The 24,765-nt window shown below is 70.8% G+C and carries 25 protein-coding genes; 14 read left to right on the plus strand and 11 right to left on the minus strand.

Going from position 1 to position 24,765, the window contains the following annotated elements; genetic code table 11:
* Positions 1-19: 19 nt before the first annotated feature.
* The 9 genes from rlmD to H0E84_RS06280 all read left to right on the plus strand — a co-directional run bounded on the left by rlmD (position 20) and on the right by H0E84_RS06280 (position 8,723).
* Positions 20-1,333: a 23S rRNA (uracil(1939)-C(5))-methyltransferase RlmD gene (rlmD, locus tag H0E84_RS06240; RefSeq protein WP_180677776.1), complete on the plus strand. Its 1,314-nt coding sequence runs from the start codon at positions 20-22 to the stop codon at positions 1,331-1,333.
* Between the two features lie 643 nt (positions 1,334-1,976).
* The gene (gene nagZ, locus H0E84_RS06245; RefSeq protein ID WP_180677777.1) at positions 1,977-2,978 is read left to right on the plus strand and encodes a beta-N-acetylhexosaminidase; all 1,002 of its coding nucleotides are present in this window, start codon (positions 1,977-1,979) and stop codon (positions 2,976-2,978) included.
* The gene (locus H0E84_RS06250; protein ID WP_180677778.1) at positions 2,975-3,532 is read left to right on the plus strand and encodes a hypoxanthine-guanine phosphoribosyltransferase; all 558 of its coding nucleotides are present in this window, start codon (positions 2,975-2,977) and stop codon (positions 3,530-3,532) included. Before nagZ ends, H0E84_RS06250 begins: the two co-directional genes overlap by 4 nt.
* A gap of 25 nt (positions 3,533-3,557) precedes the next feature.
* Positions 3,558-4,313, plus strand: coding sequence for an S-methyl-5'-thioinosine phosphorylase (locus H0E84_RS06255; RefSeq protein WP_180677779.1), 756 nt, complete (start codon positions 3,558-3,560; stop codon positions 4,311-4,313).
* 104 nt (positions 4,314-4,417) lie between these two features.
* Positions 4,418-4,624 carry a cold-shock protein gene (locus H0E84_RS06260; RefSeq protein ID WP_180677780.1) on the plus strand — a complete coding sequence of 69 codons (207 nt, stop codon included), beginning with the start codon at positions 4,418-4,420 and terminating at the stop codon, positions 4,622-4,624.
* A 73-nt stretch (positions 4,625-4,697) separates the two neighbouring features.
* Positions 4,698-5,978 (plus strand): FAD-dependent oxidoreductase, encoded by a 1,281-nt coding sequence (locus tag H0E84_RS06265; RefSeq protein ID WP_180677809.1) that lies wholly within the window; start codon positions 4,698-4,700, stop codon positions 5,976-5,978.
* A gap of 241 nt (positions 5,979-6,219) precedes the next feature.
* Positions 6,220-6,591, plus strand: a complete 372-nt coding sequence (locus tag H0E84_RS06270) for a SnoaL-like domain-containing protein (RefSeq protein ID WP_180677781.1) — start codon at positions 6,220-6,222, stop codon at positions 6,589-6,591.
* A gap of 288 nt (positions 6,592-6,879) precedes the next feature.
* Positions 6,880-8,520, plus strand: coding sequence for an acyl-CoA dehydrogenase family protein (locus H0E84_RS06275; RefSeq protein WP_180677782.1), 1,641 nt, complete (start codon positions 6,880-6,882; stop codon positions 8,518-8,520).
* Positions 8,521-8,561: 41 nt separating this feature from the next.
* The gene (locus H0E84_RS06280) at positions 8,562-8,723 is read left to right on the plus strand and encodes a hypothetical protein (protein WP_180677783.1); all 162 of its coding nucleotides are present in this window, start codon (positions 8,562-8,564) and stop codon (positions 8,721-8,723) included.
* Between the two features lie 10 nt (positions 8,724-8,733).
* Here H0E84_RS06280 and H0E84_RS06285 read toward each other — a convergent pair whose 3' ends face one another.
* The 6 genes from H0E84_RS06285 to H0E84_RS06310 form a co-directional block, all read right to left on the minus strand.
* The gene (locus tag H0E84_RS06285) at positions 8,734-10,563 is read right to left on the minus strand and encodes a DUF2207 domain-containing protein (RefSeq protein WP_180677784.1); all 1,830 of its coding nucleotides are present in this window, start codon (positions 10,561-10,563) and stop codon (positions 8,734-8,736) included.
* Positions 10,560-11,117 carry a LemA family protein gene (locus H0E84_RS06290; protein ID WP_180677785.1) on the minus strand — a complete coding sequence of 186 codons (558 nt, stop codon included), beginning with the start codon at positions 11,115-11,117 and terminating at the stop codon, positions 10,560-10,562. The genes H0E84_RS06285 and H0E84_RS06290 overlap by 4 nt, the downstream gene beginning before the upstream one ends.
* Positions 11,114-11,341 (minus strand): RNA-binding S4 domain-containing protein, encoded by a 228-nt coding sequence (locus H0E84_RS06295; RefSeq protein WP_180677786.1) that lies wholly within the window; start codon positions 11,339-11,341, stop codon positions 11,114-11,116. The genes H0E84_RS06290 and H0E84_RS06295 overlap by 4 nt, the downstream gene beginning before the upstream one ends.
* Positions 11,342-11,416: 75 nt before the next feature.
* On the minus strand, positions 11,417-12,064 hold the full coding sequence (locus tag H0E84_RS06300) for a serine/threonine protein kinase (RefSeq protein ID WP_180677787.1): 648 nt from the start codon (positions 12,062-12,064) through the stop codon (positions 11,417-11,419).
* A 13-nt stretch (positions 12,065-12,077) separates the two neighbouring features.
* Positions 12,078-12,608, minus strand: coding sequence for an RNA polymerase sigma factor (locus H0E84_RS06305; RefSeq protein WP_180677788.1), 531 nt, complete (start codon positions 12,606-12,608; stop codon positions 12,078-12,080).
* A 595-nt stretch (positions 12,609-13,203) separates the two neighbouring features.
* Entirely contained in the window at positions 13,204-14,088 is an 885-nt protein-coding gene (locus tag H0E84_RS06310; protein WP_180677789.1) for a LysR substrate-binding domain-containing protein, read from the minus strand.
* A 102-nt stretch (positions 14,089-14,190) separates the two neighbouring features.
* Between H0E84_RS06310 and H0E84_RS06315 the strand changes: the two genes are divergently transcribed.
* From H0E84_RS06315 to H0E84_RS06330, 4 genes are read left to right on the plus strand one after another with little or no spacing between them, the layout of a single operon-like run.
* On the plus strand, positions 14,191-14,562 hold the full coding sequence (locus tag H0E84_RS06315) for a cupin domain-containing protein (RefSeq protein ID WP_180677790.1): 372 nt from the start codon (positions 14,191-14,193) through the stop codon (positions 14,560-14,562).
* On the plus strand, positions 14,543-15,460 hold the full coding sequence (locus H0E84_RS06320; protein ID WP_180677791.1) for a DMT family transporter: 918 nt from the start codon (positions 14,543-14,545) through the stop codon (positions 15,458-15,460). The genes H0E84_RS06315 and H0E84_RS06320 overlap by 20 nt, the downstream gene beginning before the upstream one ends.
* A 50-nt stretch (positions 15,461-15,510) precedes the next feature.
* Positions 15,511-16,125, plus strand: coding sequence for a glutathione S-transferase family protein (locus H0E84_RS06325; RefSeq protein WP_180677792.1), 615 nt, complete (start codon positions 15,511-15,513; stop codon positions 16,123-16,125).
* A gap of 28 nt (positions 16,126-16,153) precedes the next feature.
* Positions 16,154-17,047, plus strand: coding sequence for a cyclase family protein (locus H0E84_RS06330; RefSeq protein ID WP_180677793.1), 894 nt, complete (start codon positions 16,154-16,156; stop codon positions 17,045-17,047).
* 150 nt (positions 17,048-17,197) lie between these two features.
* Here the strand turns inward: H0E84_RS06330 and H0E84_RS06335 are convergent, their stop codons facing one another.
* On the minus strand, positions 17,198-18,136 hold the full coding sequence (locus H0E84_RS06335; RefSeq protein ID WP_180677794.1) for a bifunctional helix-turn-helix transcriptional regulator/GNAT family N-acetyltransferase: 939 nt from the start codon (positions 18,134-18,136) through the stop codon (positions 17,198-17,200).
* A 121-nt stretch (positions 18,137-18,257) separates the two neighbouring features.
* On the opposite strand from H0E84_RS06335, the gene H0E84_RS06340 reads away from it, so the two are divergent.
* Positions 18,258-20,000, plus strand: a complete 1,743-nt coding sequence (locus H0E84_RS06340) for a sulfatase family protein (protein WP_180677795.1) — start codon at positions 18,258-18,260, stop codon at positions 19,998-20,000.
* Between the two features lie 3 nt (positions 20,001-20,003).
* On the opposite strand, the gene H0E84_RS06345 is transcribed toward H0E84_RS06340, so the two are convergent.
* The 4 genes from H0E84_RS06345 to H0E84_RS06360 all read right to left on the minus strand — a co-directional run bounded on the left by H0E84_RS06345 (position 20,004) and on the right by H0E84_RS06360 (position 24,747).
* Positions 20,004-21,296, minus strand: coding sequence for an NTP/NDP exchange transporter (locus tag H0E84_RS06345; RefSeq protein ID WP_219339622.1), 1,293 nt, complete (start codon positions 21,294-21,296; stop codon positions 20,004-20,006).
* Between the two features lie 27 nt (positions 21,297-21,323).
* A complete protein-coding gene (locus H0E84_RS06350; RefSeq protein WP_180677797.1) occupies positions 21,324-22,310 on the minus strand; it encodes an aldo/keto reductase in 987 nt (328 codons plus the stop codon).
* Between the two features lie 383 nt (positions 22,311-22,693).
* Positions 22,694-23,782, minus strand: coding sequence for an SRPBCC family protein (locus H0E84_RS06355; protein ID WP_180677798.1), 1,089 nt, complete (start codon positions 23,780-23,782; stop codon positions 22,694-22,696).
* Positions 23,779-24,747 carry an acyl-CoA desaturase gene (locus H0E84_RS06360; protein ID WP_180677799.1) on the minus strand — a complete coding sequence of 323 codons (969 nt, stop codon included), beginning with the start codon at positions 24,745-24,747 and terminating at the stop codon, positions 23,779-23,781. Before H0E84_RS06360 ends, H0E84_RS06355 begins: the two co-directional genes overlap by 4 nt.
* Positions 24,748-24,765 lie beyond the last annotated feature (18 nt).

Raw genomic sequence — 24,765 nt, forward strand, 5'->3', positions numbered from 1 at the left:
GCCCGCAGCCTGACGCCACGTGGCCCGCATCGACCAGACCCCGTTCGAACTCGACATCCTCGATCTCAGCCACGACGGCCGCGGCGTCGCCCGCCGCGACGGCGGCAAGACCGTCTTCGTGGCCGGGGCCCTGCCCGGCGAACGGGTGCTGGCCAGGCAGACGCGGCGCTCGCGCAGCTTCGACGAGGCGGTCGCGCTGGAGGTGCTGCGCGCCTCGCCGGACCGGGTGCAGCCGCGCTGCCCGCATTTCGGCACCTGCGGCGGCTGCGTGCTGCAGCACCTCGACGAGGCTCGGCAGATCGAGGCCAAGCAGCGGGTGCTGCTGGAGAACTTCGAGCGCATCGGCCACGTGGCCCCGGAGGCGGTGCTGGCGCCGCTGACCGACGTTTCCTGGGGCTACCGCCGCAAGGGGCGGTTCTCGGTGCGGCGGGTGGAGAAGAAGGATCGCACCCTGGTCGGGTTCCGCGAGCTCGATCCGCGCTTCGTCGCCGACCTGTCGATCTGCCACACCGCGATCGCCGAGGTGGGCGGGCGCGTCGAGGCGCTGTCGCGGCTGGTCGACGGCCTGCAGGCGCGCCGGGAGATCCCGCAGATCGAGTTCATCGCCGGCGACGACACCGTGGCGCTGGTGTTCCGCCACCTGCAACCGTTGTGCGAGACCGACCGGGAAGCGCTGGCGGGATTCGCGCGCGCGCATGGGGTCGCGATCTTCCTGCAACCGGGCGGCATCGACTCGGTGCATCCGCTCTGGCCCGAGGCGCCCCCGCTGTCGTTCCGGCTGGCGCCCTGGGACGTGGAGCTGCGCTTCCGGCCGCTCGACTTCATCCAGGTCAATGCCGGCCTCAACGAGAAGATGATCGCGCGTGCCCTGGAACTGCTGGACGTGGGCGCCGGCGAGCGCGTGCTCGATCTGTTCTGCGGGCTGGGCAACTTCACCCTGCCGCTGGCCCGCGGCGGCGGCGAAGTGGTCGGCGTGGAAGGCGACGCCGGGCTGGTGGCGCGGGCGCGCGAAAACGCCGCGCACAACGGCCTGGACAACCCGCGCTTCTTCGCCGCCGACCTGGCGCAGGACCTCGCCGGCCATCCGTGGATGCGGCAGGGCTTCGACCGGCTGCTGCTCGACCCGCCGCGCTCGGGCGCGGAGGCGGTGCTGAGGCAACTGCCGCTGAAGGGGCTGAAGCGCATCGTCTACGTCAGCTGCCATCCCGGCTCGCTGGCGCGCGATGCCGGCTACCTGGTCAACGAGCGCGGCTGGAAGCTGCGCAGCGCCGGGGTGATGGACATGTTCCCGCACACCGCGCACGTCGAATCGATCGCGATGTTCGAGCCCTGATCTCCGGGCTGTTTTTTGCTGTCCGCGTCCCTCGGCCCGGGCGCCGCGTCGGCGACTCGCTTTCGGGTGCTCGGTAGCCAGTCCGTCCGAAGCCCACCAACGGTGAGAAGCGGGAGCCGCGCCGGGGGTGTTGCGGAGAGCTGCACAGGGATGTGCAGCGGCCCTGACTCCGGCCATGGATGGCCGGACGGAAGGGCGGAGCAATGCCCCCGGCGCGGCTCACTCCCCGCGCAGCTTCCGAAGCGGCTATTCGACGTCATCGGCCCGTGGCGACGGTGCGAGATTGCCGTTACGGATGGGGCTGCCTGGCGCGGTCGGACGGAAGGGCGGAGCAATGCCCCCGGCGCGGCTCACGCCCCGCGCAGCTTCCGAAGCGGCTATTCGATGTCATCGGCCGTGGCGACGGTGCGAGATTGCCGGCACGGATGGGACTGCCTGGCGTGGCCGGACGGAAGGGCGTAGCAATACCCCCGGCGCGGCTCCCGCCCCGCGCAGCTTCCGAAGCGGCTATTCAATGTCGCTGGCCCGTGACGACGATGCGGATCCCTCCATCGGATGGGACTGCCTGGCGCCCCGGCGCGCCATTCACGCCGTTGCGCGGCAGCCCCGTACAATCGTCGGCCGACCGCGAAGGAACCCCCGCATGCTCGTCATCGGCATCGCCGGACACGAACTCGACGCCCGAGAGCGCGACTGGCTGCAGCACGACGCCTGCGCAGGCGTGATCCTGTTCACCCGCAACTTCGCCTCGCGCGCGCAGGTGGCCGAACTCGCCGCTGCGATCCGCGAAGCCGCGCCCCGGCCGCAGCTGCTCTGCGTCGACCAGGAGGGCGGCCGCGTGCAGCGCTTCCGCGACGGCTACAGCGCGCTGCCGCCGCTGGACGTGTTCGGCCGCCACTACGCGCAGGATCCGCGCGGCGCCCTGGCGGCCGCGCGCGAGCACGCCTGGCTGATGGCCAGCGAGGTGCTGGCCAGCGGGGTGGACCTCAGCTTCGCGCCCGTGGTCGACCTGGGGCGCGGCAACCTCGCCATCGGCGATCGCGCCTTCGCCGCCGACCCGGAGATCGTCGCCGAGTTCACCCGCGCCTACGTCGAAGGAATGCATTCGGCGGGCATGGCGGCCACGCTCAAGCATTTCCCGGGGCACGGCTCGGTGCGCGAGGACACGCACTTCGACGCCGCCGTCGACGACCGCCCGCTCGAGGCGATCCGCAACGAGGACCTGGTTCCCTTCGCCGCGGGCATCGAAGCCGGCGCCGATGCGGTGATGCTGGCCCATGTGACGTATCCGCAGGTGGACCCGGAGCCGGCCGGCTACTCCAAGCGCTGGATCGATGACATCCTCCGCGGCGAAATGCGCTTCCGCGGCGTGGTGTTCTCCGACGACATCGGCATGGCCGCCGCGCATTCCGCCGGCGGCGTCGGTGCGCGCATCCACGCCCACCTGGATGCCGGTTGCGACGTGGTGCTGGTCTGCCATCCGGAACTGGCCGAGGAATCGCTCGCGGCGGTGGCCGGCCGCAGCCTCAACACCATGGCGCTGACCGGGCTGATCGGTCGCGGGGCGCTGGGCTGGGACGGGCTGCTCGCCGACGGCCGCCATGGCCGTGCGCGCGATGGCCTGGGCGGGGAGGGCGTGGCATGACCCCGCGCCTGGCCGATGCGCTGCGCGGGGCGGAACTGATCCATGCCCGCACCACCCTCGAGGCAGCGATCGTGCGAATGGCCGGCGAGATCCACGCCGAATACCGCGACGACGAGGTACCGCCGCTGTTCCTCACCGTGATGCATGGAGGGCTGCCGTTCGCCGCGCAGCTGGCGTTCGCGCTCGGCGACCTCGGCCTGGACCTCGAGTTCGACTATCTGCACGCCACCCGCTACCGCGGCCAGACCACCGGCTCGGGGCTGGCCTGGCTGCATCGCCCGGCCACGCCGATGCGCGGGCGCCGGGTGCTGCTGGTCGACGACATCCTCGACGAGGGCCACACCCTGCACGCCATCACCCACTGGTGCGAAGACCAGAACGCCGCGGACGTGCGGGTCGCCGTGCTCGCCGTCAAGCTGCACGACCGCTGCGTGGAAGGCGTCGAGGCCGACTGGGTAGGCGTCGAGGTGCCGGACCGCTACGTGTTCGGCTACGGCATGGACTATCACGAACAGGGCCGCAACCTGCCGGCGATCTACGCGCTGGCCGAATAGCGCGCCGAGACGAGCGGAGCACGGGATGGACGCGGAGCAGATCGCACTGGCCGTCATCGGCGGGACCGGCCTCTACCGGCTCGCCGGACTGGATGCGGTGGAAACCCATCAGCCCCCGACCAAGTACGGCGCGTTGTCCGGGCCGGTCCGGTTGGGCACGCTGGCGGGCCGGCGGGTGGCGTTCCTGGCGCGCCACGGCGAAGGGCATTCGGTGCCGCCGCACCTGGTCAACTACCGCGCCAACCTGGCCGCGCTGCAGGCGCTGGGCGCGCGGCGGGTGCTCGCCCTCAATACCGTGGGCGGCATCGGCGCGCGCTTCGGGCCGCGGGTGCTGGCCTGTCCCGACCAGCTCATCGACTACACCTGGGGTCGCGTCTCCACTTTCTGCGAGGAGCCGGGCAGCGAGGTGCTGCACGTCGATTTCGGCGACCCCTACACCCCCGCGCTGCGCGCCGAGATCCTCGCCGCGGCGCATGCCGCCGGAGTGGCGATGGTCGATGGTGGATGCTACGCCGCCACCCAGGGCCCGCGCCTGGAGACCCGCGCCGAGATCGCCCGGCTGCGCCGTGACGGCTGCGACCTGGTCGGCATGACCGGCATGCCGGAAGCGGGCCTGGCGCGGGAACTGGGCCTGGAATATGCCTGCGTGGCGATCGTGGCCAACTGGGCCGCCGGCTGCGGAGATGAGGAAGAGATCACATTCCAGCAGGTCCTGGACAACGTCGCCGCTGCGTCCACCGCGCTGCCGGCGCTGCTGGACGCGCTGCTCGCACGGCCATAAAACGATTGCAACCGTCGGGGGTTGCTTTGCATACTCGGGCCGTGCGCCCGTTTCGGGGACTCGGGGCGGGCGCGCGCTCTTAATCCAGACAAGGTGGAAGGGTCATGCAATACGGCACAGTGAAGTGGTTCAACGACGCCAAGGGGTTCGGCTTCATCGCTCCGGAGGATGGCGGGTCGGACGTGTTCGTCCACTATTCGGCGATCGAGTCGCAGGGCTTCAAGAGCCTGCAGGAAGGCCAGCGGGTCAGCTACGAGGTCACCCAGGGCCCGAAGGGCGCGCAGGCGTCCGGCGTCAGCCCGGTCGCCTGACCGGGACATTGCGGATCGAATTATCCGGCCCCGCGCATCGCGCGGGGCCTTTTCGCGTGGGGGAGCGGTGAGGCTGCACGTCGGCATCGTCGGCTACGGCAGCGCCGGCCAGGCGGTGGCGCTGATGCTCGCGCGCGACGGTCACCGGGTGGAGGTATTCGAGCGGGTGCCGGTGCCGCGGCCGGTGGGCGCCGGGTTCCTGCTGCAGCCGGTCGGGCTCGAGGTGCTTTGGGAGATCGGCCTGCTCGACGCGGTGCTGCGGCACGGGGTGCGCATCGAGCGCCTGTACGGCGAGACCGACGCCGGCCGCGCGGTCATGGACATGCGCTATCGCGAGCTGCAGCCGGCCCTGTTCGGGCTGGGCATGCAGCGTGCGGCGCTGTTCTCGCTGCTGGACGACGCCTGGAGCGGGGAGCGGGTGCTGCATGCCGGCTGCGAGGCGGTCTCGGTCGATGCCGGGCGCGGCACGCTGGTCGCGGCCGACGGCGCCAGCCACGGTCCGTTCGACCTGCTGGTGATCGCCGACGGCGCCGCCTCGCGGCTGCGCGGCATGGTGCATCCGGCGCGGCTGGACCGCGCCTATCCCTGGGGTGCGCAGTGGTGTCTGGTGCCCGCCGGCGACTGGGCCTGGCCGGCCGAATTGCGGCAGCGCTACGTGCGGGCGCGGCGGATGGCGGGGATGCTGCCGGTCGGCACCCGCCCGGGCGACGACACCCCGCGCATGAGCTTCTTCTGGAGCCTGCCGGCCGCGGCGATGGATCCGTCGGCCTGGCTGGGCGAGGAGGCCTGGCGCAGCGACGTCGCAGCGGTCTGGCCGGAAGCTGCGGAACGGCTGCGCGCCACCCCGGTCCCGGACGGGCTGGCGCAGGCGCGCTACCGCGACGCGGTGCACCGGCACTGGTTCCAGGGACGGGCGGTGCTGGTCGGCGACGCAGCGCACGCGATGAGCCCGCAGCTCGGGCAAGGCGTGAACATGGCACTGCTGGACGCGCGCGCGCTGCGCGATGCGCTGCGCCTGCACCGCACGCCCGCCGCGGCGCTGCCCGCGTTCCAGCGCGAACGCCAGGCGCACGTCGGCATCTACCACGTCTGGAGCCGGATGCTGACCCCGCTGTTCCAGTCCGAACTCGACCGGGTGGCCGCGCTGCGCGATCTCGTCATGCATCCGCTCACCCGCGTGCCCGGCCTGCGCGGCCAGTCGCTGCGGGTGCTCACCGGCACCCGCCGCGGCTGGCTCGGCCGTCAGCCGCTGTCGTCCGCATTCCTGCACCATCTCGCCCGGCTGGCGAAGGAGGAAGCCGTGGCGCGCCGGCAGCCCGGTCCCATGGCGGCGGGATCCCGCGCGGTGGAATGACCTCATGGTAGTTGCGCCGCTCTCCTGGCCAGATCCAGGTGCAACTGGGGGTTTCCGGGCGATGAGGATCCGGGATTCGATCGGGAGGCGTCGAGAGCGCCGTGCTGGGGGTTGCGCCTCCTCCGCATGTGTCGCGCCTGTCGCAGACCCTGAGACGGCATCCGGCTGCAATGCATCGCCGACGCGGCGATGACGCCGCTGCCCGCAGCAGCCAGTTCCCACTTTCGATCAGGAGCGTGCCATGAACACCCAGCAAGTCGCAGATCGCCTCGTCGCGCTATGCCGCGAGGGCAAGTACGAGCAGGCGCAGCAGGAGCTTTACGCCGACGATGCGGTCAGCATCGAGATGGAAGGGGCGCCGGGCGCCGGGCCCGGCAAGGTCCAGGGGATGGACGCGATCCGCGAAAAGGGCCGCAGGTGGATGGAGAGCATCGTCGAGATCCACGGCGGCAGCGTCGGCGATCCCGTGGTCGCGGGCAACTGGTTCAGCATGGCCATGGGCATCGACGCCACCTACAAGGACATGGGACGGATGCCGATGGAGGAGATCTGCGTGTACCGGGTGCGCGACGGCAAGATCGTGCACGAGCAGTTCTTCTACGACGTGGGCTGATCGTCTTCTACGACGTGGCTGGTCGGCCCGCGCGCCGGGCGTTCCGGTCGTTCCGTGCAGCCGCCCGGAGGTCTCCGGAAAGCGCTTCTTCCTGCCAGCCGGCAGCCGGTCCTGACCGAAGCGGGCTCGAGCGGTAGGCGATGCGGCTGTGCCATCCGGCGCAGTTGCCCGAGAAGGCCGGCAAGCGCCCCGGGAACGCCGCCCCGGCGCGCGACCGTCGTCATGCCGTGACCGCCGTGACCGGGTGCGCGCCGTAGAATCGGACTGCACCCGCCACGGAGCGATTCCATGACCGCAGCCCCCGAGCCGCAGGCCACCCGCGTCGCGTTGAACCAGCCGCCGGAGTTCGCGCCGTGCGACCTGTGGCAGGCGGATGTGGTGCTGCGCGAGGCGGTGGAACGCGAGGGCGGCGGCGATTTCGCCGCGCAGCTTTCCGCCTACGGCCTCCTGGCCGGCGGCGAGCTCTACGCCCGCGGCTTCGACGCCAACCGCGACCGCCCGCGCCTGCGCACCCACGACCGCTTCGGCCAGCGCATCGACCGGGTCGAGTTCCACCCCGACTACCACCGGGTGATGGAGGCGGCGATCGAGGGCGGCGTGGCGGCGCTGTCGTGGTCCGACCCGCGTCCCGGCGCGCACGTGGCACGCGCCGCGCTCAGCTACCTGCACCACCAGGCCGAGGCCGGCACCAGCTGTCCGCTGACCATGACCCACGCCGCGGTGCCGGTGCTGCGGCGTGCGCCGGCGCTGGCCGAGTGGGCCGAGAAGGCGATCGCGTGCCGCTACGATCCGGCCGACGCGCCGATCGCCGGCAAGCGCGGCGTCACCGTGGGCATGGGCATGACCGAGAAGCAGGGCGGCAGCGACGTGCGCGCCAACCTCACCCGCGCCACCCCGCTGATCGCCGAGGGCGAGTATCTGCTGTCCGGGCACAAGTGGTTCTTCTCGGCGCCGATGTCCGACGGTTTCCTGGTGCTGGCGCAGGCGCCGGGCGGGCTGAGCTGCTTCCTGCTGCCGCGCTGGCGTCCCGATGGGGCGCGCAACGCGTTCCGGCTGATGCGGCTCAAGGACAAGCTCGGCGACTGGTCCAATGCCTCGAGCGAGGTGGAGTTCGACGACGCCTGGGCGTACCGCATCGGCGACGAGGGGCGCGGCGTGGCGACCATCATCGAGATGGTGATGCTCACCCGGCTGGACTGCATGCTCGGCTCGGCCGCGGAGATGCGCATGGCGCTGGCGCAGGCGGTGCATCACGCGCGGCACCGTGCCGCGTTCGGCAAGCGCCTGGTCGAGCATGCGCTGATGCGCAACGTGCTGGCCGACCTGGCGCTGGAATCGGAGGCGGCCACCGCGCTGGCGCTGCGGGTGGCGCGCGCGGTGGATGCCGCGCCGCGCGACGCGGGCGAGGCGGCGTTCGCGCGCGTCGCCACCGCGATCGGCAAGTACTGGATCTGCAAGCGTGCGCCGGCTTTCGTCAACGAGGCGCAGGAATGCCTGGGCGGCAACGGCTACGTCGAGGAGTCGATCCTGCCGCGGTTGTACCGGCAGGCGCCGCTGAACTCGATCTGGGAGGGCAGCGGCAACATCCAGTGCCTGGACGTGCTGCGCGCGCTGGTGCGCGAGCCCGCCAGCGGCGCCGCGCTGCGCGCCGAACTGGAATCGGCGCGCGGGCACGACGATGCCTTCGACGGTGCGGCGTCGAGGCTGGGCGATGCGCTCGCCGGCGGCGCCGTGGAGGAGGCGGGCGCGCGCCTGCTGGTGGAGCGCCTGGCGCTGGCGCTGCAGGCCGCGATGCTGCTGCGCGGCGGCAGCCCGGTGGCGGAGTCGTTCTGCCGCAGCCGCCTGCGGCCCGGCTGCGGTCGTGCGTTCGGCACGTTGCCGGCCGGCACCGACCTGGACCTGCCGATCGCGCGCACCCTGCCGGGCTGAGCGAGCACCACGCAGGCAAGGACCGGCCGTAGGAGCGTGCCATGCACGCGAAAGCCGGCGTCGTCGCGGTGGCGATGCATAGTCGCTGCTCGCCGGCGAGTTCGGCGCGCGCGCATGATGCGGGCGCTTCGCCGGCGCTGGTGGCGCAGGTGGCCGAGCCGGGCGGATTCGATGCGGTGCGGCGAGGCGACGTCGCGGGCTGAGCGTGGCGGCTCAGCGGCCGCCGCCGCCCCCGCCGCCCCCGCCGCCGCCGGAGAACCCGCCGCCGCCACCGCCCGACGAGCTTCCGGGCGGGGTGGAGGAGGACGAGATCTGCGAGCTGAGGCTGCTGCCGACCGCTCTGGTCAGGCTGCCCAGGTCGCTGACGCCTCCGCCGCTGTACCAGCCGATCGAGGCGGTCGTCGCCGCCGCCGCCGCGGCTCCCACGGCGACGGTGAACCTGCGGGTCCAGGCGTCTTCGACGTCGAGCGCCACGGCGTAGGGCAGCAGTCGCTCGAAGCGCTTCGCGTCGAGCGCCGGTTCGGCTGCGCCGGGTGCCTGCAGCCGCTGCAGGTCCTGCTGCTCGGCGACCTGCAGGTAGCGCCGGAAGCCCTCGATCTCGTCGAGCAGGCGGCGCCCGGCCGGGGTCGGCGCGGCGACCAGCAACGCGAACACGACCACGGTGGCCAGCATCAGCAGCGCCACCGGGAGCAGCAGCAGCACGCCGGAGCCCGAACCCGCCCCGACCGCGAACGCCAGCAGCAGCGACCCCAGCATGATGCCGGCGGCGATCGCGATGCTGCCGGCGTTGCGGTTGAACATCGCCGGTTGGAAGCGCTTCTTCAGCAGCGCCCGGTGCGCGCTGGTGGCGGCCTGGAACGTGCTGGCGTTGCTGTTCTTCATTTCCAGGGTGCTGCCCACCCGTGGCAGCAGGTGCTGCAGCAGCGCCTGGGGCCCGGCGCCGGTGTCGCCCGGGTCGCCGGTGCGCTCGATGCGCCAGCTGTCCTTCAGCAGGCCCTTGTCGCGGTGGATGCGCACCGCGCCGTCGACCGCGCAGGCGAGCAGGTCGGCGGTGACCGCGCGGCTGTCGTGGCGCATCCGCCGCATGTAGCGCAGCGCCGCCGGGGAATGGCCGACGGGGGGCTCGTAGCGCACGATCACGGTACCGGGGCGCGGGTCGCGGCCGACCTTGCGCCAGCGCGTCGCGCAGTACGCCAGCAGCGCCAGCAGCCCCATCAGGCCCAGCAGTACGCCACGGTTGTCGCCGAGCAGCCACAGCAGCCGCTGCGTGCGCGAAGGCTCGGCGACCAGGCCCTTGGGAAACTCCAGCACGATGGTGAAGCCTTCGCGCGGCGCCAGCGGCCGGGTCAGCTCCCAGCGCGCGCGGCCCGGTGCCGGCAGCGTGCTGCGGTAGTCGGTCGCGCGCGCGCCGTGGGGGCCGGTGTAGCCCGATGCGGTCATGTCGGTGGCCGGCACCGGCTCCGGCAGCGTCACCTCCACGCTGCCGCCATCGATGGCGAAGGCCCAGCCGTGGCCGATCGCGTTCCAGTAGAGCTCGTCGTGGTGCTCGAAGAAGCCGAGCTGGCGATTGGTGCGATAGCGCAGGGTATAGGTGTAGGTGGCAGGCAGCGGCAGGAAATCGTCGTTGCCGGTGTTGACCCGCACGCCGTTGCCGTGGCGCTCGGTGAACCAGGGTTCGGGCTTGCCGTCGCGCAGCACCTCCAGGACTTCGAAGCCGGCCGCCACGCGGTTGCCGTAGCGGTCGCGGTAGCGGGTCGGGAAGTCGCGGTAGATGCCGCGGCGGATCTGGTTGCCTTCGGCGCGCACCTGGATCCGCTCGGTGATCTCCAGGGTGGCGTCGGCGCGGACGTCGACCACCGTGTCGTAGGCGAGGATGCGTTCGGCGCCGCGGGCGGCGGCGGGCGCCATCACGGCCAGGACGAAGGCCAGGGCCAGTGCCAGCGCGAGCGCCGGCAGCCGGCCGCGGCTGCGCGCGCCACCGCTATCCGCCGAGGGCACCCCGCCGCGGCGCCAACCGGCATCCCTCCGGTACGCGGCGGTCATCGCGCCAGCTCCACGGCCGGCGCGGCGCGCTCGTCCTCGCGCGCCTGGAAGAATCCGGCGGGACGAAATCCGAAGCCGCGCGCGACGGCGATGTCGGGAATCCGCTGGGTGGCGTCGTTGTAGTCGCGCACCGCCCCGTTGTAGAAGCGGCGGGCGTACTGCAGGTGTTCCTCCACGTCCACCAGGTCGCGTTGCAGCTGGGCGAAGTTGTCGCTGGCCTTGAGGTCGGGATAGGCCTCCTGGATGACCAGCAGCCGCCCGATCGCCAGTTCCAGCGCCGACTCCAGCTCGCCGAGCTTGGCCGGGTCGCGCTGGGTGAGCGCCTGCGCGCGAAGTTCGGTCACGGCCTCCAGCACGGCGGCCTCGTGCCCGGCGTAGCCGCGCACCGCCGCGACCAGCTGCGGCACCAGATCGTGGCGGCGCTGCAGCTGGACGTCGATGTCGGCCCAGGCGGTGCGCACCTGGTTGCGCAGCCGCACCAGGCGGTTGTAGAGGAACGCCGCCCAGCCGAGTACGGCCAGCACCAGCCCCGCGAGGACGCTGGTGACGGTCATGGCGCCTGCTCCGGCAGGACGCGTATTTCGGTGCCGGCGACCGAGACCAGCTGCCCGGCGCGGATCTTGCAGGTCTTCCTCGTCTCCACCGCGCCGTCCACGCGGACCAGGCCCTGCGCGACCAATGCCTTGCCGGCACCGCCGCTGTCGCACACGCCGGCCAGTTTCAGCAGCTGGTTGAGTTCGACATGGCTGCGGTCGAGCTGGAAGTCGATGCGTTGCATGGCGGCGCCGGACGGGAGGCAGGGCCACGAGACTAGCGCAACCGCCGCGGCCCTGCCGACACGGAGGGCGGCGGGCTAGTCGCGCTCGAAGCTTGCCAGCTCGTCGACGATGCGCTCGCTCCTGCGGATCCCGTCGGCGCCGTCGGCGCGGTCGCGATCGGCCTGGCGCGCGGTACGCCTGCCGCTCCATGCGTACAGCCAGGTCCCGGCCAGCCCGGCCAGGCCGACGCCGAGGCCGATCCAGACCCAGGCCGGCGTCGCGGACCCGGGCGGAGCGTCGCCCAGTCCGGCGAACGCGACCACCACCGGCAGCCACATGATCCACCACGGCAGGGCGCAGATGTTGGCATTGAAGGCATGGAAGCGCCGCAGCGTCGCCAGTTGCTTCTGGATGCGCAGGACCGCCGCCGAGTAGTCGACCCTGGCGACCAGCGCCATGGTGATGCCGGCCAGGGCCGCATTGGCCACGCCGAATGCATGCACGAGGATGCCGGCGGCCAGCAGCCCGGGGACCTCGGGATTGCGCGTCCAGCACGCCACGCCCAGCCCGATCAGCGCGACGCCGAGCAGGAATTGCAGGGTCTGCCCGAGCATCAGCGGACGCAGGCTGCGCCTGGCCCGCTCCAGGCGACTGTCGCGCAGCAGCTGGAACTGGATCGCGTCCTGGCGCTCCAGCTGGTGCCCGAGCGCACGCCAGGCGGATTTGAGTTCGTCGAGTTCCATCGGGTGTTCCTTCTCAGTCGTGGCCGGCGGCCGCCGCGTAGTCGCGCAGCCGCTGCTTGAGCCGGTTGATCTTGGTGGTGACGTTGCTCTCGCCGATGCCCAGGACTTCGCTCATCTCGCGGCTGCTGCGCTCCTCCAGGTAGAGCAGCAGCAGGGCGCGGTCGAGCGGCTGCTGGTCGGAGATGAAGCGCTGCAGCAGGCGCATCCGGTCGAGGCCGTCGCGATCATTGGTGAGGTCGTCCGCGGTGTCGTGCAGCGCTTCGTCGAACGGCACGGTCAGGCGGGAATGCGGCGCGTGGCGGCGCACGTGCCCGATCGCGACGTTCAGCGCGATCCGGTACATCCAGGTGGGGAATGGCCGCGACGGGTCGTAGCCGGGGAAGGCGCGCCAGAGCTGCGTCGCGATGTCCTGGGTCAGGTCGGCGCGATCCTCGGCGTGCCACGCGTAGCTGGCGGCGATCTTGAGCACGATGCCGCGATGCCGGCTCAGCAGCGTCTCGAAGCGGGCGCGGTCGTCGGTGGCCATGGGGGTGGCGATCTCCATCCTCGGCATCGGATCCCGTGCGGCGCTCTGCCGCGTCGGAAAGATGATTCGCGCGGCCGGCGAATATGTCACAGCGGCCGCGCCAGGCAGCCCCATCCGTTGCGGGGATCTTTCACCGTCGCCGCGCCAGGCAGTTCCATCCGTTGCGGGGATTCATCACCGTCGCCGCGCCAGGCAGTCCTATCCGTCGAACTCATCCATCACCGTCGCTACGGGGCTGCGCCAGTGAATAGCCGCGTCTGGCAGTTGCTCTTTGGAAGAGGGAAGAGCGCCTTCGATCGACCGCGCGGGGCGGGAGCCGCGCCGGGGGCGTTGCTCCGCCCTTCGGTCCGGCCATCCATGGCCGGACTCAGGGCCGCAGACCATCCATGGTCTGCTCTCCGCAACACCCCCGGCGCGACTCCCGCCTGAACGTTGATGAGCTTTGGAGGGACTGGCTACCGAGCATCCGAAAACAAATGGCCGAGACGGCGCCCGGGCCGGGGAAATGCGGAGAGCAGGCCATGGATGGCCCGACCGAGCTGCGCAGCACTCCCCGGCCCGGGCGCCGCTGGCTCCGAAGTTCGCGATGGCGCGGCGCAACGCCGCGGCTGCCTCAGTCGGGCGCCTGCGCCAGCATCCAGTCGGCCAGCGCCTGCGCCTCGGGGCGCAGGCGCCGGTGCGAGGGATGGACGATGTAGTAGGCGAAGCGCCCCGTCATCTCCGGCCCGGGCAGTTGCCGCAGCCGCCCGTTCTCGAGCCACGGCGCGACGATGCGCTGGCGCGCCAGGCCGATGCCCAGGCCATGCGCCGCCGCCTCGAGCACGTCGGTGCTGTCGCTGAACACGTAGTGCGGATCGATGCGCACGCCGTGGTGGCCGGCATGGCGGAACCAGTCGTGCCAGCCCTGCCGGTTGTTGTCGGCCAGCAGCGGCAGCGCGGCGATATCGCCCGCGCCGCGGATGCGGGAGAGGCCGGGCAGCGACGGCGAGGCCACCGGGAACATGGTCTCGTCCATCAGGTGCCTGGACGACAGGCCCGGCCAGTGGCCGGGGCCATGGCGGATGCCGAGGTCCGGGCCGCCATCGTCGAATCGGGTCAACGCCACCTCGGTATCGACGTGGACGCGCAGGTCCGGGTGCGCCGCGGCGAAATCCGCCAGCCGCGGCAGCAGCCAGGAATGGGTCAGCGAGTGCAGGGTGGTGACGCGCACCACGTGGCGTTCGTCGCGGCGACTGCGCAGGGCCTGCACCACGCCGTCGATGTCGGTGATGGCGCTGCCGGCGGCATCGGCCAGCTGCCGGCCCTCGGCGGTCAGCGAGACCCCGCGCGCGTGGCGCTGGAACAGCGGCACGCCCATTCGAGCCTCCAGCTTGCGCACGTGATGGCTGACCGCACTGGCGGTCAGATGCAGTTCCTCGGCGGCGTGGGCGAAGTTCTGGTGCCGGGCCGCCGATTCGAACGCCGCCAGGGCCGGCAGCCAGTCCGCTCTGGTCTTCATCGAGCCACAAGTCTGGTTTGTGTCTGGCGCCCAAAGTACGCGCTTGCACCGCTTTTGGCAAAGCCGACAATGGCAAGTCAGACGACTGCCGGAACCGCTGAAATGATCGCCCAACCCAGGCCCGAAACGGCCGCGACACCGTTCGTTCTGCCCGCCCTCGCTGCCGATCTGCCGCAGTCCTGGAAATCCACGGCCGTCGCCGCCGTCGCCGGTGCGCGGCTGAAGCTGTTGCGGATGGACACGCGTCTCCACCCCCACGAGGTCCACGACCACGACGAGGCATTGCTGGTGGTCGACGGACGCCTGCTGCTCGAGGTCGAAGGCAAGGCGGTCACCGTGGATGCCGGCGAGCTGTACGTCGTTCCCGCCGGGACCGTGCATGGCGTCGCTGCAGGCAGCCATGGCACGCTGCTGGTGATCGACCCGCAACCGCTCCGGCTCGAGGAAATATCGTATGCAGCACGACTCCTGTAGCGCCCTGGGCGCCGGTGCAGCGGAGGCTCGGCGCGCGCGAATCGTCGGCGACTGGCTCACGCCGCTGGAGCTGTCGCTGCTCGGCGCGATCTGGGGGGCCTCGTTCCTGTTCATGCGCGTGGCCGCGCCGGATTTCGGCGCGGTGGCGCTGGTGGAACTGCGCCTGGCGCTCGGCGCGGTGGTGCTGCTGCCGTTCCTATGGCGCGCAAGGGCCGCGTTCCCGGCCCAGCTGTGGCCGCGCCTGGCGCTGATCGGCGCGATCAACTCGGCGGTGCCGTTCGTGCTGTTCGCCTGGGCGGCGCGGCATGCGCCGGCGGGCATCGGCGCGATCACCAATAGCATGGCGGTGCTGTTCACCGTGCTGGTCGGGTTCCTGTTCTTTGGCGAGCGCATCGGCACCCGCAGCGCGGTCGCGCTGCTGGCGGGTTTCGCCGGCGTGGTGGTGCTGGCGGCCGGCAAGACCGCCGGCGCCAGCATCGGCTGGGCGGTCGCCGCCGGCACGCTGGCGGCATTCCTGTACGGCATCGGCGCGAACATGGTACGGCGACAGCTGACCGGGTTGCCGCCCGCCGCGGTAGCGGCAGCCACGCTGTCGTGCGCCGCGCTGCTGACCCTGCCGCTGGCGATCGCGCGCTGGCCCCAGCATGAGATCCCGGCCGCATCGTGGCTGTCGGCCGCGGCGCTGGGGGTGCTGTGCACCGGCGTCGCGTTCGTGATGTTCTATCGGCTGATCCAGCGCGTCGGCAGCGCGCGCGCGGTCGGCGTAACCTATCTGGTGCCGCTGTTCGGCGTCGCCTGGGCCTGGATGCTGCTCGGCGAACCGCTGACCTGGTCGATGGCCATCGCCGGCGCCCTGATCCTGGGCAGCGTGGCCCTGAGCCAGCGGAAGGCGGGATGAGCGTAGCGGAGCGCGGTCACGTTGAGTGGTGAAAGCGCAGGTGATGCGAAATGTTCAAGGTCTACGGCGACACGCTTTCCGGAAACTGCTACAAGGTCAGGCTGCTGTTGGCGCTGCTCGATCTTCCGCACGAATGGGTGCACGTCGACATTCTTGCCGGACAGACCCGAACGCCGGAGTTTCTCGCCAGGAATCCCGGCGGCAGGATTCCCCTGCTGGAAATCGGGGAAGGCATCCATCTACCGGAATCCAATGCCATCCTGGCCTATCTGGCCGACGGCACGCACCTGCTGCCCGGTGAACGCCTGCCACGGGCGCAAGTCCTGCAGTGGCTGTTCTTCGAACAGTACAGCCACGAGCCCAATATCGCCGTTGCGCGCTACATCATCCGCTACCTGGGGCGGCCGCAGACGCACGAGGCCGCGCTGCAGGCGAAGACAGCACCCGGATACGCGGCGCTCGCGGTCATGGAAACGCATCTGTCCGGACGAGAGTTCTTCGTAGGCGAACGCTACACGATCGCCGACATCGCGCTGTACGCCTACACGCATGTCGCGCACGAAGGCGGGTTCGACCTGGGCCGTTTTCCGGCGGTGACGGGTTGGCTGGAACGCGTCGGCCGGCAGCCCGGCCACGTCGCCATGGACGATGGCGGCGACGAATGACACTTGGTCGAACAGGAACAGGAACGGCATGACGGCACAGCATCGCGTGGAATTCGATTTCGAGATCGAGTTCACCAACGGCGGCGGCATCCAGGGGCAGGGCTTCCGTCTCGACATCGACGGCGACGACATCGACGATGCCGCGCTGGTCGACTACATCGTGCGCGACCTGCGCCTGCTGATGGTCGGGCCGGCGCGGATCCTCGGCAAGCGGATCATCGCCGAGGCGCACAAGCGCAACCGGCCCGCAGGCGGGCGGTCGCGCGCGATCGTCGAGCTCAGCCACGTGGTGGCCGATGGAACGGTCACCTATCCCGGCCTGCCGGCGCCGCGCATCTGCGATTTCCTCAGCCGGGAACGCTCGCGCGAGCTCTACGCGCACGGTACCGAATTCCAGATCGCTTCGATCGACATGGTCGCCAATACCGGCACCTACGTCGACAGCCCGTTCCACCGCTACCGGGATGGCAAGGACCTGGCGCAGATGCCGGCCGAGGCCTTCGCCGACCTGGAGGCCGTTGTGGTGCGCGCCGACCACCGCCGGGTGCGCGCGATCGATGCCGGGTATTTCCGCGACCGGGAGCTGCGCGGCCGCGCGGTGCTGGTGCACACCGGCTGGGACGAGCACTGGACCCGGCCGTCGTATGCGGTCGACCATCCGCATCTGACCGCGGACGCGGCGCGCTACCTGCGCGACTGCGGCGTGCGCCTGGTCGGCATCGACTCGATGAACATCGACGACACCCGGGGCAGGGAACGGCCGGTGCACACGCTCCTGCTCGGCGCGGAGATCCCCATCGTCGAGCACCTTTGCAATCTGGTGGTGCTGCCCGACGACGGTTTCCGCTTCAGCGCGCTGCCGCCGCGCTTTGCCGGGGTCGGCACCTTCCCCGTGCGCGCGATCGCGACCCTGCGACCGTAGAGTGGAGCTTGCTCCGCTGCTCTCCATTTTCCCGCTCCCCTGCTGCGCCTGCCCCGGCAACCGCGCGAAGGGGCTGGTTGCGTGGTTTGCAAGACCTGCCAGCGTGGCGGGGCCGGGCTTCGGGGAGACGGCAGCGGAGCAAGCTCCGCTCTACGGGGGGGCGAGGCCGAGGGTCCAGGTTTCGGCGATCAGACCCTCGCCGAAGTCGTCGTGCGGCGTCTCGGCGGTCTTGCGGAAGCCGGCTTCGGCGTAGAGGTGGCGGGCGGCATGCAGGTTGGACTGGGTCCACAGCACGATGCAGCGATAGCCGGCCGTACGTGCGAAATGCACGCATTCGCCCACCAGGCGCCGGCCCAGCCCGAGGCCGCGCGCGTGCGGCTCCACCAGCAGCATCCGCAGCCTGGCTTCGGCGCGGTTCTCGGCGGCCAGGAAAACGCAGCCGAGGCGTTCGCCGCCGCGCTCGGCGATCCAGCAGCGCTCGCGCCGCGGATCGAACGTCCGTACGAAGCGTAGGGCGATCTCGGCGACCAGCGTCTCGAAGCGTTCGTCCCATCCGTATTCCCGGCAGTACAGTTCGCCGTGGCGCTGCACCACCCAGCCGATGTCGCCGGGGCGGTGGCCGCGCAGGACGACTTCGGTCGAGGCCGAGGCGATGCCTTCCAGGCCGTCGTGGATGGCGCGCATCGCCGCCAGCACGTCCTCGCGCCGCTCCGGGTCCAAGGCGCCCAGCAGGGTCGCGACCTGTCCGGCCGAACGCCGGTCGAGCATTGCGAAGGTGTGCCGGCCGGCCGGCGTCAGCCGCAGATGGTGGCGGCGGCCGTCTGTGGTGGACCTGGTCCTGGCGATCAGGCCGCGGGACTCGAAGCGCTTGAGCATGCGGCTGAGATAGCCGCGGTCGAGCCCGAGGTCGGTCGCCAGTTCGAACGCGCTCACGCCGGGGCGATGCGCCAGTTCGTACAGCAGGCGCACTTCGGTCAGCGAGTGGGGACTGTCGAGCAGGCGCTCCTGCAGCACGCCGATGCGCTGCGTGTAGTAGCGGTTGAAGCCGCGCACGGCAGCGATCTGCGCGGGGGTCGGGTCCAGCGACATGGCGATCACCTCCTCGGGCCGAGCATCCGCCAGATAGTTGACGAAGTCAACAAATCGGGCTGCACGCCGGCAAGCGCCGTATTGACTGGCGCGGAGGAGGATGCATAGTCTAAAAGCTGGCATGAAAACGTTTTCAGTGCTGGGAGGGATGATGCGACACCAAGCAGCGCAGCGGGCGGCATCGGCGCCCGGAAGCGGCCACGCGCGAAGGAATGCCGGCGCGATCGCCGGGGCGGCGACCTTGCTGTCGATCGTGTTGCTGGTGGGTGCCCACGCTCAACCGGCCGCTGACGCGCCGCCCCGGCGCAAGCTGCCCAACGTCGTCTTCATCCTGGCCGACGACGTCGGCTTCGGCGACCTGGGCGTGTACGGCGGGAAGGTGCCGACGCCCAATCTCGACCGGCTGGCGCAGCAGGGCATGCGCTTCACCGATGCGCATTCCCCGGCCGCCCTGTGCGCGCCTTCGCGCTTCAGCATGCTCACCGGCAGCCATCCCTACCGCAACGGCCGGGCCGGCGGAAGCTGGGACGTCAACGTCAGCTCCGGCTTCAGCCACAACGGGCACCTGACCAGGGCGGGCCGCCACGTCACCGTCGGCGAGATCCTGCAGAACGCCGGCTACCGCACCGCCTTTTTCGGCAAGATGCATCTGGGCGGCGACGTCCGCGACGGCGACGGCGAACCGATCCGCGACAAGGACAAGCTCAACACCATGGATTTCAGCCGCGGCATCGGCGACGGCCTCGGCGAGCACGGCTTCGACTACTGGCTCGGGCTGCCCAGCGGCATCCAGCACGAGCCCTACGCGTATTTCGAGAACGGCAGGTTCGTCCCGGTCGATCCCGGCAAGCCCGCCGACAACTCCAGCACCCGCCTGCTCAACGACGGTTTCTACCTGGTGAGCGGCAACGGCCTGTCCGAGATCGTGGAGGCCGCGAAGGTGCCGGCGCGGGGCGACGTCGACTACGACTCGAGCCAGGCCGGCATCCGGTTGACCAATGCCGCGGTCGATTTCATCGACAGCCACGTGGAAGCGAACAGGGCGAGCGGGAAGGAGCAGCCGTTCCTGGTCTACTTCGCCTCGCAGGCGATCCATGTCCCGCATTCGCCGCCGTTCGATTTCGACGGCGACCCGGGCACCATCGACGAGCAGGTCTACGGCAGGACCGGGGCGATGACCTCCGACGTGCTCTACGAGCTGGACCTGCAGGTCGGCAGGATCATCGCCAAGCTGGAGGAGAAGGGCATCGCCGACGACACCCTGATCTTCTTCACCAGCGACAACGGCGCGCTGTGGCCGCACATCACCCGCTACGGCGATCCGGCGCACGACAACAACGGCCCGCTGCGCGACTACAAGGCCTCGGTCTACGAAGGCGGCCACCGCGTCCCGTTCATCGCCAAATGGGGCGACGGCACCGCGGCCGGCTCGGTGATCCCGCCCGATACCGTTTCCGACCAGCTGATCATGGGCCAGGACTGGGTGGCGACGATGTACGAGCTCACGGGCCAGGACATGCAGGAGGACCAGGCGATGGACAGCTTGTCGCTGCTGCCGGTCCTCACCGGTCGGCAGTCGGAGCGCGAACCGCTGCGCGAGTTCGCCCTCTACCAGGCCGGGTTCGCCTACGAGGGCGCGATCCGCGAGGGCAGTCTCGTGCTCGTAGTCGACAACGAGGTCGGCGCGCGGGAGTTGTACGACCTGGCGACAGACCTGGGCCAGGAAAGGGACCTGATCGACCTGGAGGAATACCGGGACACCGTCGCCAGGCTGTACCGGAAGTTCCGGACCTACAACGATCACGACGACGGCACCGTCGAGCCGCGGACGACCGAGCCGTACCGGATCGCTCCAGGGCGCTAGGGACTAGGGAGCCGATCGTGCGGCGGTACGCCGCTGCTGGGCGCGTCCCAGCCAGATCCCCAGCGCGGCCCAGACCACGGCCAGCGGCAGCACCACGCTGACCAACCCGCCCAGCGCCAGCCCCAGGCGCCCGAGCAGGCCCTCGGTCTGCGCGCCGATCACGTCCCCGGCGCGGTAGACGAAGGTGTCGATGAACGCCTTGGCCTTGTACTTGTCCTCGCGGCCGACCACGGTGTAGAGGGTTTCGCGTGCCGGACGGGTCAGGCCGCGCTGCACGGCGCGATTGGTCGCTTCGAGCAGGATCAGCACGACGAAGGAGCCGTAGATCGCCAGGCCGATGAAGCCGATGGCCGTGGCGATGGGCAGCGCGGCCAGCGCGAACGCCAGGCCGAAACGCTTGATGATGTGCCCGGTGAGCGTCACCTGCAGCGCCAGCACCGCGATCTGCGTCCACATGTCGATGCTGCCGAGCAGGCCGGTGCGCGCGTCGAGATCGTCGACGGCGGCGGCCACCATCTGCAGGCGGGTGAAATAGATGAAGGTCGCCATGACCGTCATGATGACGATGAAGCCCGCGATCCCGGCCAGATAGGGGGAGGAGAACACCGCGCGGAAGCCGGCCCAGGCGCTGCCGCCGATACGCACGGCCTCTTCCGCCTGGGGCGTTGCGAGCTGCGCCTCCGCCGTTCCCGTGCGCCGGTCCGGGCGGATCCAGACCAGCAGCCATGCCGTGGCGATGGCGAGCGCGAGCAGCAGTGCGGCCACCAGCAGCAGATTGGGCGTGCCGAGCGGCTCCGCCAGCCGCGAGGCCAGCCACGGCCCGAAGATCGCGCCCAGAGTGCCGCCGACCGCGATCAGGGCGAAAAAGCGCTTGCCCTGCTCGCTGGAGAACCGGTCGGCCAGCAGCGCCCAGAACACCATGGTCACGAACAGGTTGAACACGCTGAACCAGACATAGAAGACCTGGCCGCTGCGCTCGCCCACCGCGCCCGGAGCGAACAGCAGCAGCGCCCAGAATCCGACCAGGCTCAGGGCGAAGAAGGCGTATGTGGCCGAAATGAAATGCAGGCGCCGGAAGCGGCTCACCATCCAGCCGAAGATCGGGTTGACCAGCAGCGTGGCAACCGCCGTGCCGACGAACAGCCAGCGGACCTCCTCGATCCCGCGCTCCATGCCCAGCGCATCGCGCGCCGGGCGCAGCAGCATCAACGCGGTCAGGATGAAGAAGAAGAACAGGCTGGCGACGAGCACCGGCGCGACTTCGTCGCGCCGGAGGTTGAACAGCCGTGAGAGCATGCCGCGCATCCGCTCGGCTGCCGGGGATCAGGCGAACATCCGGATCAACTCGGCCTGCTGGTCCTCGTCCAGCAGGGCGCCGGTGCCGGCGCCGAGATTGTCGGCCTGGCGGTCGGGCTTGCCGGTCGCCGGGATCACCGCGGTGACCGCCGGATGGCTGATGGCGAACTTGAGGAACAGCTGCGCCCAGCTGGCGGCGCCGACCCCCTCCGCCCATGCCGGCAGCGGCTTGTCCTTGACCTGCGCGAACAGCTTGCCGTCGTCGAAGGCGCGGTTGATCAGGACGGCGACGCCCAGTTCCTGCGCCGCCGGCAGCAGCGAGTCAGCCGCCTGCGGCGCGGTGACCGAGTAATTGATCTGGATGAAGTCGGGCCGTTCCGCGCGCATGATGCGTTCGAGGTCGGCATGACCACTTTCCAGGTAGTGGGTGAGGCCGATGTACTTCGTCAGCCCCTGCTCCTTCAGCTCGCGGGCGTAGGGCAGGGCGATCTCCCAGGCGCGCAGGTTGTGCACCTGCAGCAGTTCCACGCGGTCGGTGCGCAGGCGGCGCAGCGTCTCGGCCCATTGGGCCTCCATCGCGGCGCGATCGTCTTCGGCGATCTTGGTGGCGAGGAAGCAGCGCTCGCGCCAGCCGCCCTCGTCCAGCAGCGCGCCGAGCACTTCGTCGGCGTTGGAATAGTTGGGCGAGGTGTCGAACACGCTGCCGCCGCCCTCGAAGAACACGCGGATGGTTTCCTTCAGCGTCTCGAACTCGCCCGAGCCCATCGGTACCTCGTAGCTGCCGGAGGTGCCGGCGCCGATCGCCGGGATCCGCTCGCCGGTGGCCGGGATCGCGCGCGTCAGCAGTGGGCCGGCCTCGGCCGCGGGCGCCGACGCGACCGGCGGCGTGGGTGCGGAAGTCGCCGGCGCGGCCGGCGGTGCCGGGTTCTCGCGGCTGCAGGCGGCCAGCGGCGCCAGCGCCAGGCCGGTCGCGGCGAGCGTGGTGGAAGTCAGGAAGTCGCGGCGTGAGGTCATGATGGATTCCTCGGCATTGGCGGAAGCCGGCGGTTCGTCCGCTCGGCGGCTGCGCGGGGGATGCAGGCGTGGGCGGGGCGGCTTCCGGATCTCGAAGGGCGAGCGACGATCGGCGCGCCGATCAGAGCATGCCATGGGTCGCGTGACAACTGCATGGCCCGGCAGCATCGAATCGACGGCGACGGGGTGGTCTGCGGGGTGGTGTTGTGCCCGGACGACCGCCGCTGCGGAGCCGGAGCGGCCGGGAGATTCCGATTTCGACATCATCGCGAGGCTCGGTGTGGAGGTGCAAGCGATGCTGGCGCCTGCAGGCGCCGCCTGCCAGCGCGCCGATCGATGAGCGGCTGTGCGCCGATCGCACAGCTTGCGCGCGGTCGAATCCGCTACCGCGCGGGATGCCGCGCCGCCGGCGCCTCGGGTCCCGCGGCCTCCGCCGCGGCTTCGCTGCGCCGGCGATAGAAGGCGAGGGCGGTGTCCTCGAAGTTGCCGATCAGCAGCTTGGCCAGCGGCTCGGCGTACCAGTTGAAGCGGGTACTGACGCGATAGCGCATCTGCAGGGTGAGCCTGGTGGCGTCGCCGACCGGTTCCAGGGTGTAGACCGTATCGCCCAGATCGAAGTAGTCGCCGCCGATGCGCACGTGGTCGTCGAGCGCACGCGGCGGGATCGAGTCTTCGCTGAAGCGGTAGCGGAACACGACCCGGCGCTCCGGGACCCATTCGGTCGCCACCTGGTCGAAACGGATGCCCTTGCCCATGCGGATGCGGCGCACGCGGCCCTCGGCGGTGTCCTCGGTGAGGCCCGACACCGGCAGCGGCACCCCGATGCGGTACATCCAGCCGCGATCGATTTCTTCGGGGCGGATCGCATCGGCGTGGTGGATCTGCTTCCAGACCTCCGCCGGCGGTGCGGCGATGGTGACGGTGCGTTCCACGTCGTCGAGCCGCTGCGGCAGGCCGGTGCCCGGCTCGAACGCGCCGAGCAGCAGCGGAAGCACGGCGACGCTGTAGGTCGCGTGCTTGGGCCAGCGCGTCCAGCGGCAGATCGCGCCCATCGCCAGGCCGCCGAGCGCGCCGAGGGTAGCGAACAGCGGAATGATGAGGATCGCGCAGATCCAGCCCTCGATCAGGATGAGCAGGGTGCCGACGACGAACAGCACGTTGGCCAGGAACGGGGCAAAGAAGTAGTAGCCCCAGCTGCGACGTTGCTGCCGCTCCGCGGCGTAGACGGTCACCGCGCCGACCGCGATGGGAGCGAGCAGGATGAAGCTGCCGGCCATCGCCGAGTAGGCGTGTCCAGGTGCGGCGCTGAAGAAGAGCCGCAACACCAGGCCGACGCCGGCACCGGCCAGGATCGGCCACGGTAGCCGGAACGGCAGGTAGTTGCGCAGCTGGATGGGCGCTGCCGGCTTGGGTGCGGGGGTGCCCGGGGGGAGTTCCGGCTGCCGCTGGTCGGGTGCGTGATCTTCGTTCATTCGTGGAGACTCCTGTAGGCGAGCGCGGCCTCCGCCGGCGCACGGCTGCGCGCGAGGGCGGTGCCGACCAGTTCGGGCCGGTGCGGGAGGTCGCTCGGCAGGCGGATCCCCCAGGCCAGGCCCAGCCGCCGCAGCGCCAGCAGCGTCCACCAGCCCGGGTCCCATTCGCCGGCGTGCAGGCCGAGCCTGGCCGAACCGGGAAACGCGTGGTGGTTGTTGTGCCAGCATTCGCCCATCGTCAGCAGCGACGCGAAACGTACGTTGTGGCCCTGTACGCAGGCGCCACGCACCTCGTGGTGCATCGGGCCATGGTTGTGCGCGAACCAGCCGATCAGCCAATGGCCGCAGATCCCGGCGGTCACGCGGGCGCAGACGCCCCAGAACACGAACGCCCAGCCTCCCCACCACCACAGCAGCAGCGCCCACGGCAGCTGCTGCAGCATCCAGGTGCGCTGCAGGAAGCGGTAGACCGGATCGTCGGCGATACGCGATTCGATGTCGATGCGCGGTGGGCGCGTGAGCCGCAGCTCGCAGTGCAGCTGCCACCATCCGTCGCGCAGGAAGGAACGCCGATGCGCGAGAAAATCGTGGCAGTGCGGCAGGCGCTGCGCGTAGTCGCGCAGATCGTGCGTGCGCAGCAGTGCCAGCGGGCCGGCCAGTCCGACCAGCACGCCGCAGTAGACGAGGAAGTATTCCAGCCATTTCGGACACTGGAAGCTGTCGTGGATCAGCTTGCGGTGCATGCCGAGGGAGTGTCCGAGCAGCAGCATCGCGGCGGTGGAAGCGACGAAGAGCGCGAAGGCGCTCCAGCGGAAGGTGAGCGCGCCTCCGGCCGTCGCGCCGAGCGCCATTGCGATCAGCCAGAGCGAGCGGACCGGCTCCCAGTGCACGGCGCCGTCCACCACGCTGCGCACGTCCGCCGCGCGGACACGGTGATCATCGAGGCTTTCCGGCAGCATTCCCATCCTTCCCTTCCCCTGCAT

Origin of the sequence: Luteimonas salinisoli (genome assembly GCF_013425525.1) — a bacterium.
GTDB classification, from domain to species: domain Bacteria; phylum Pseudomonadota; class Gammaproteobacteria; order Xanthomonadales; family Xanthomonadaceae; genus Luteimonas; species Luteimonas salinisoli.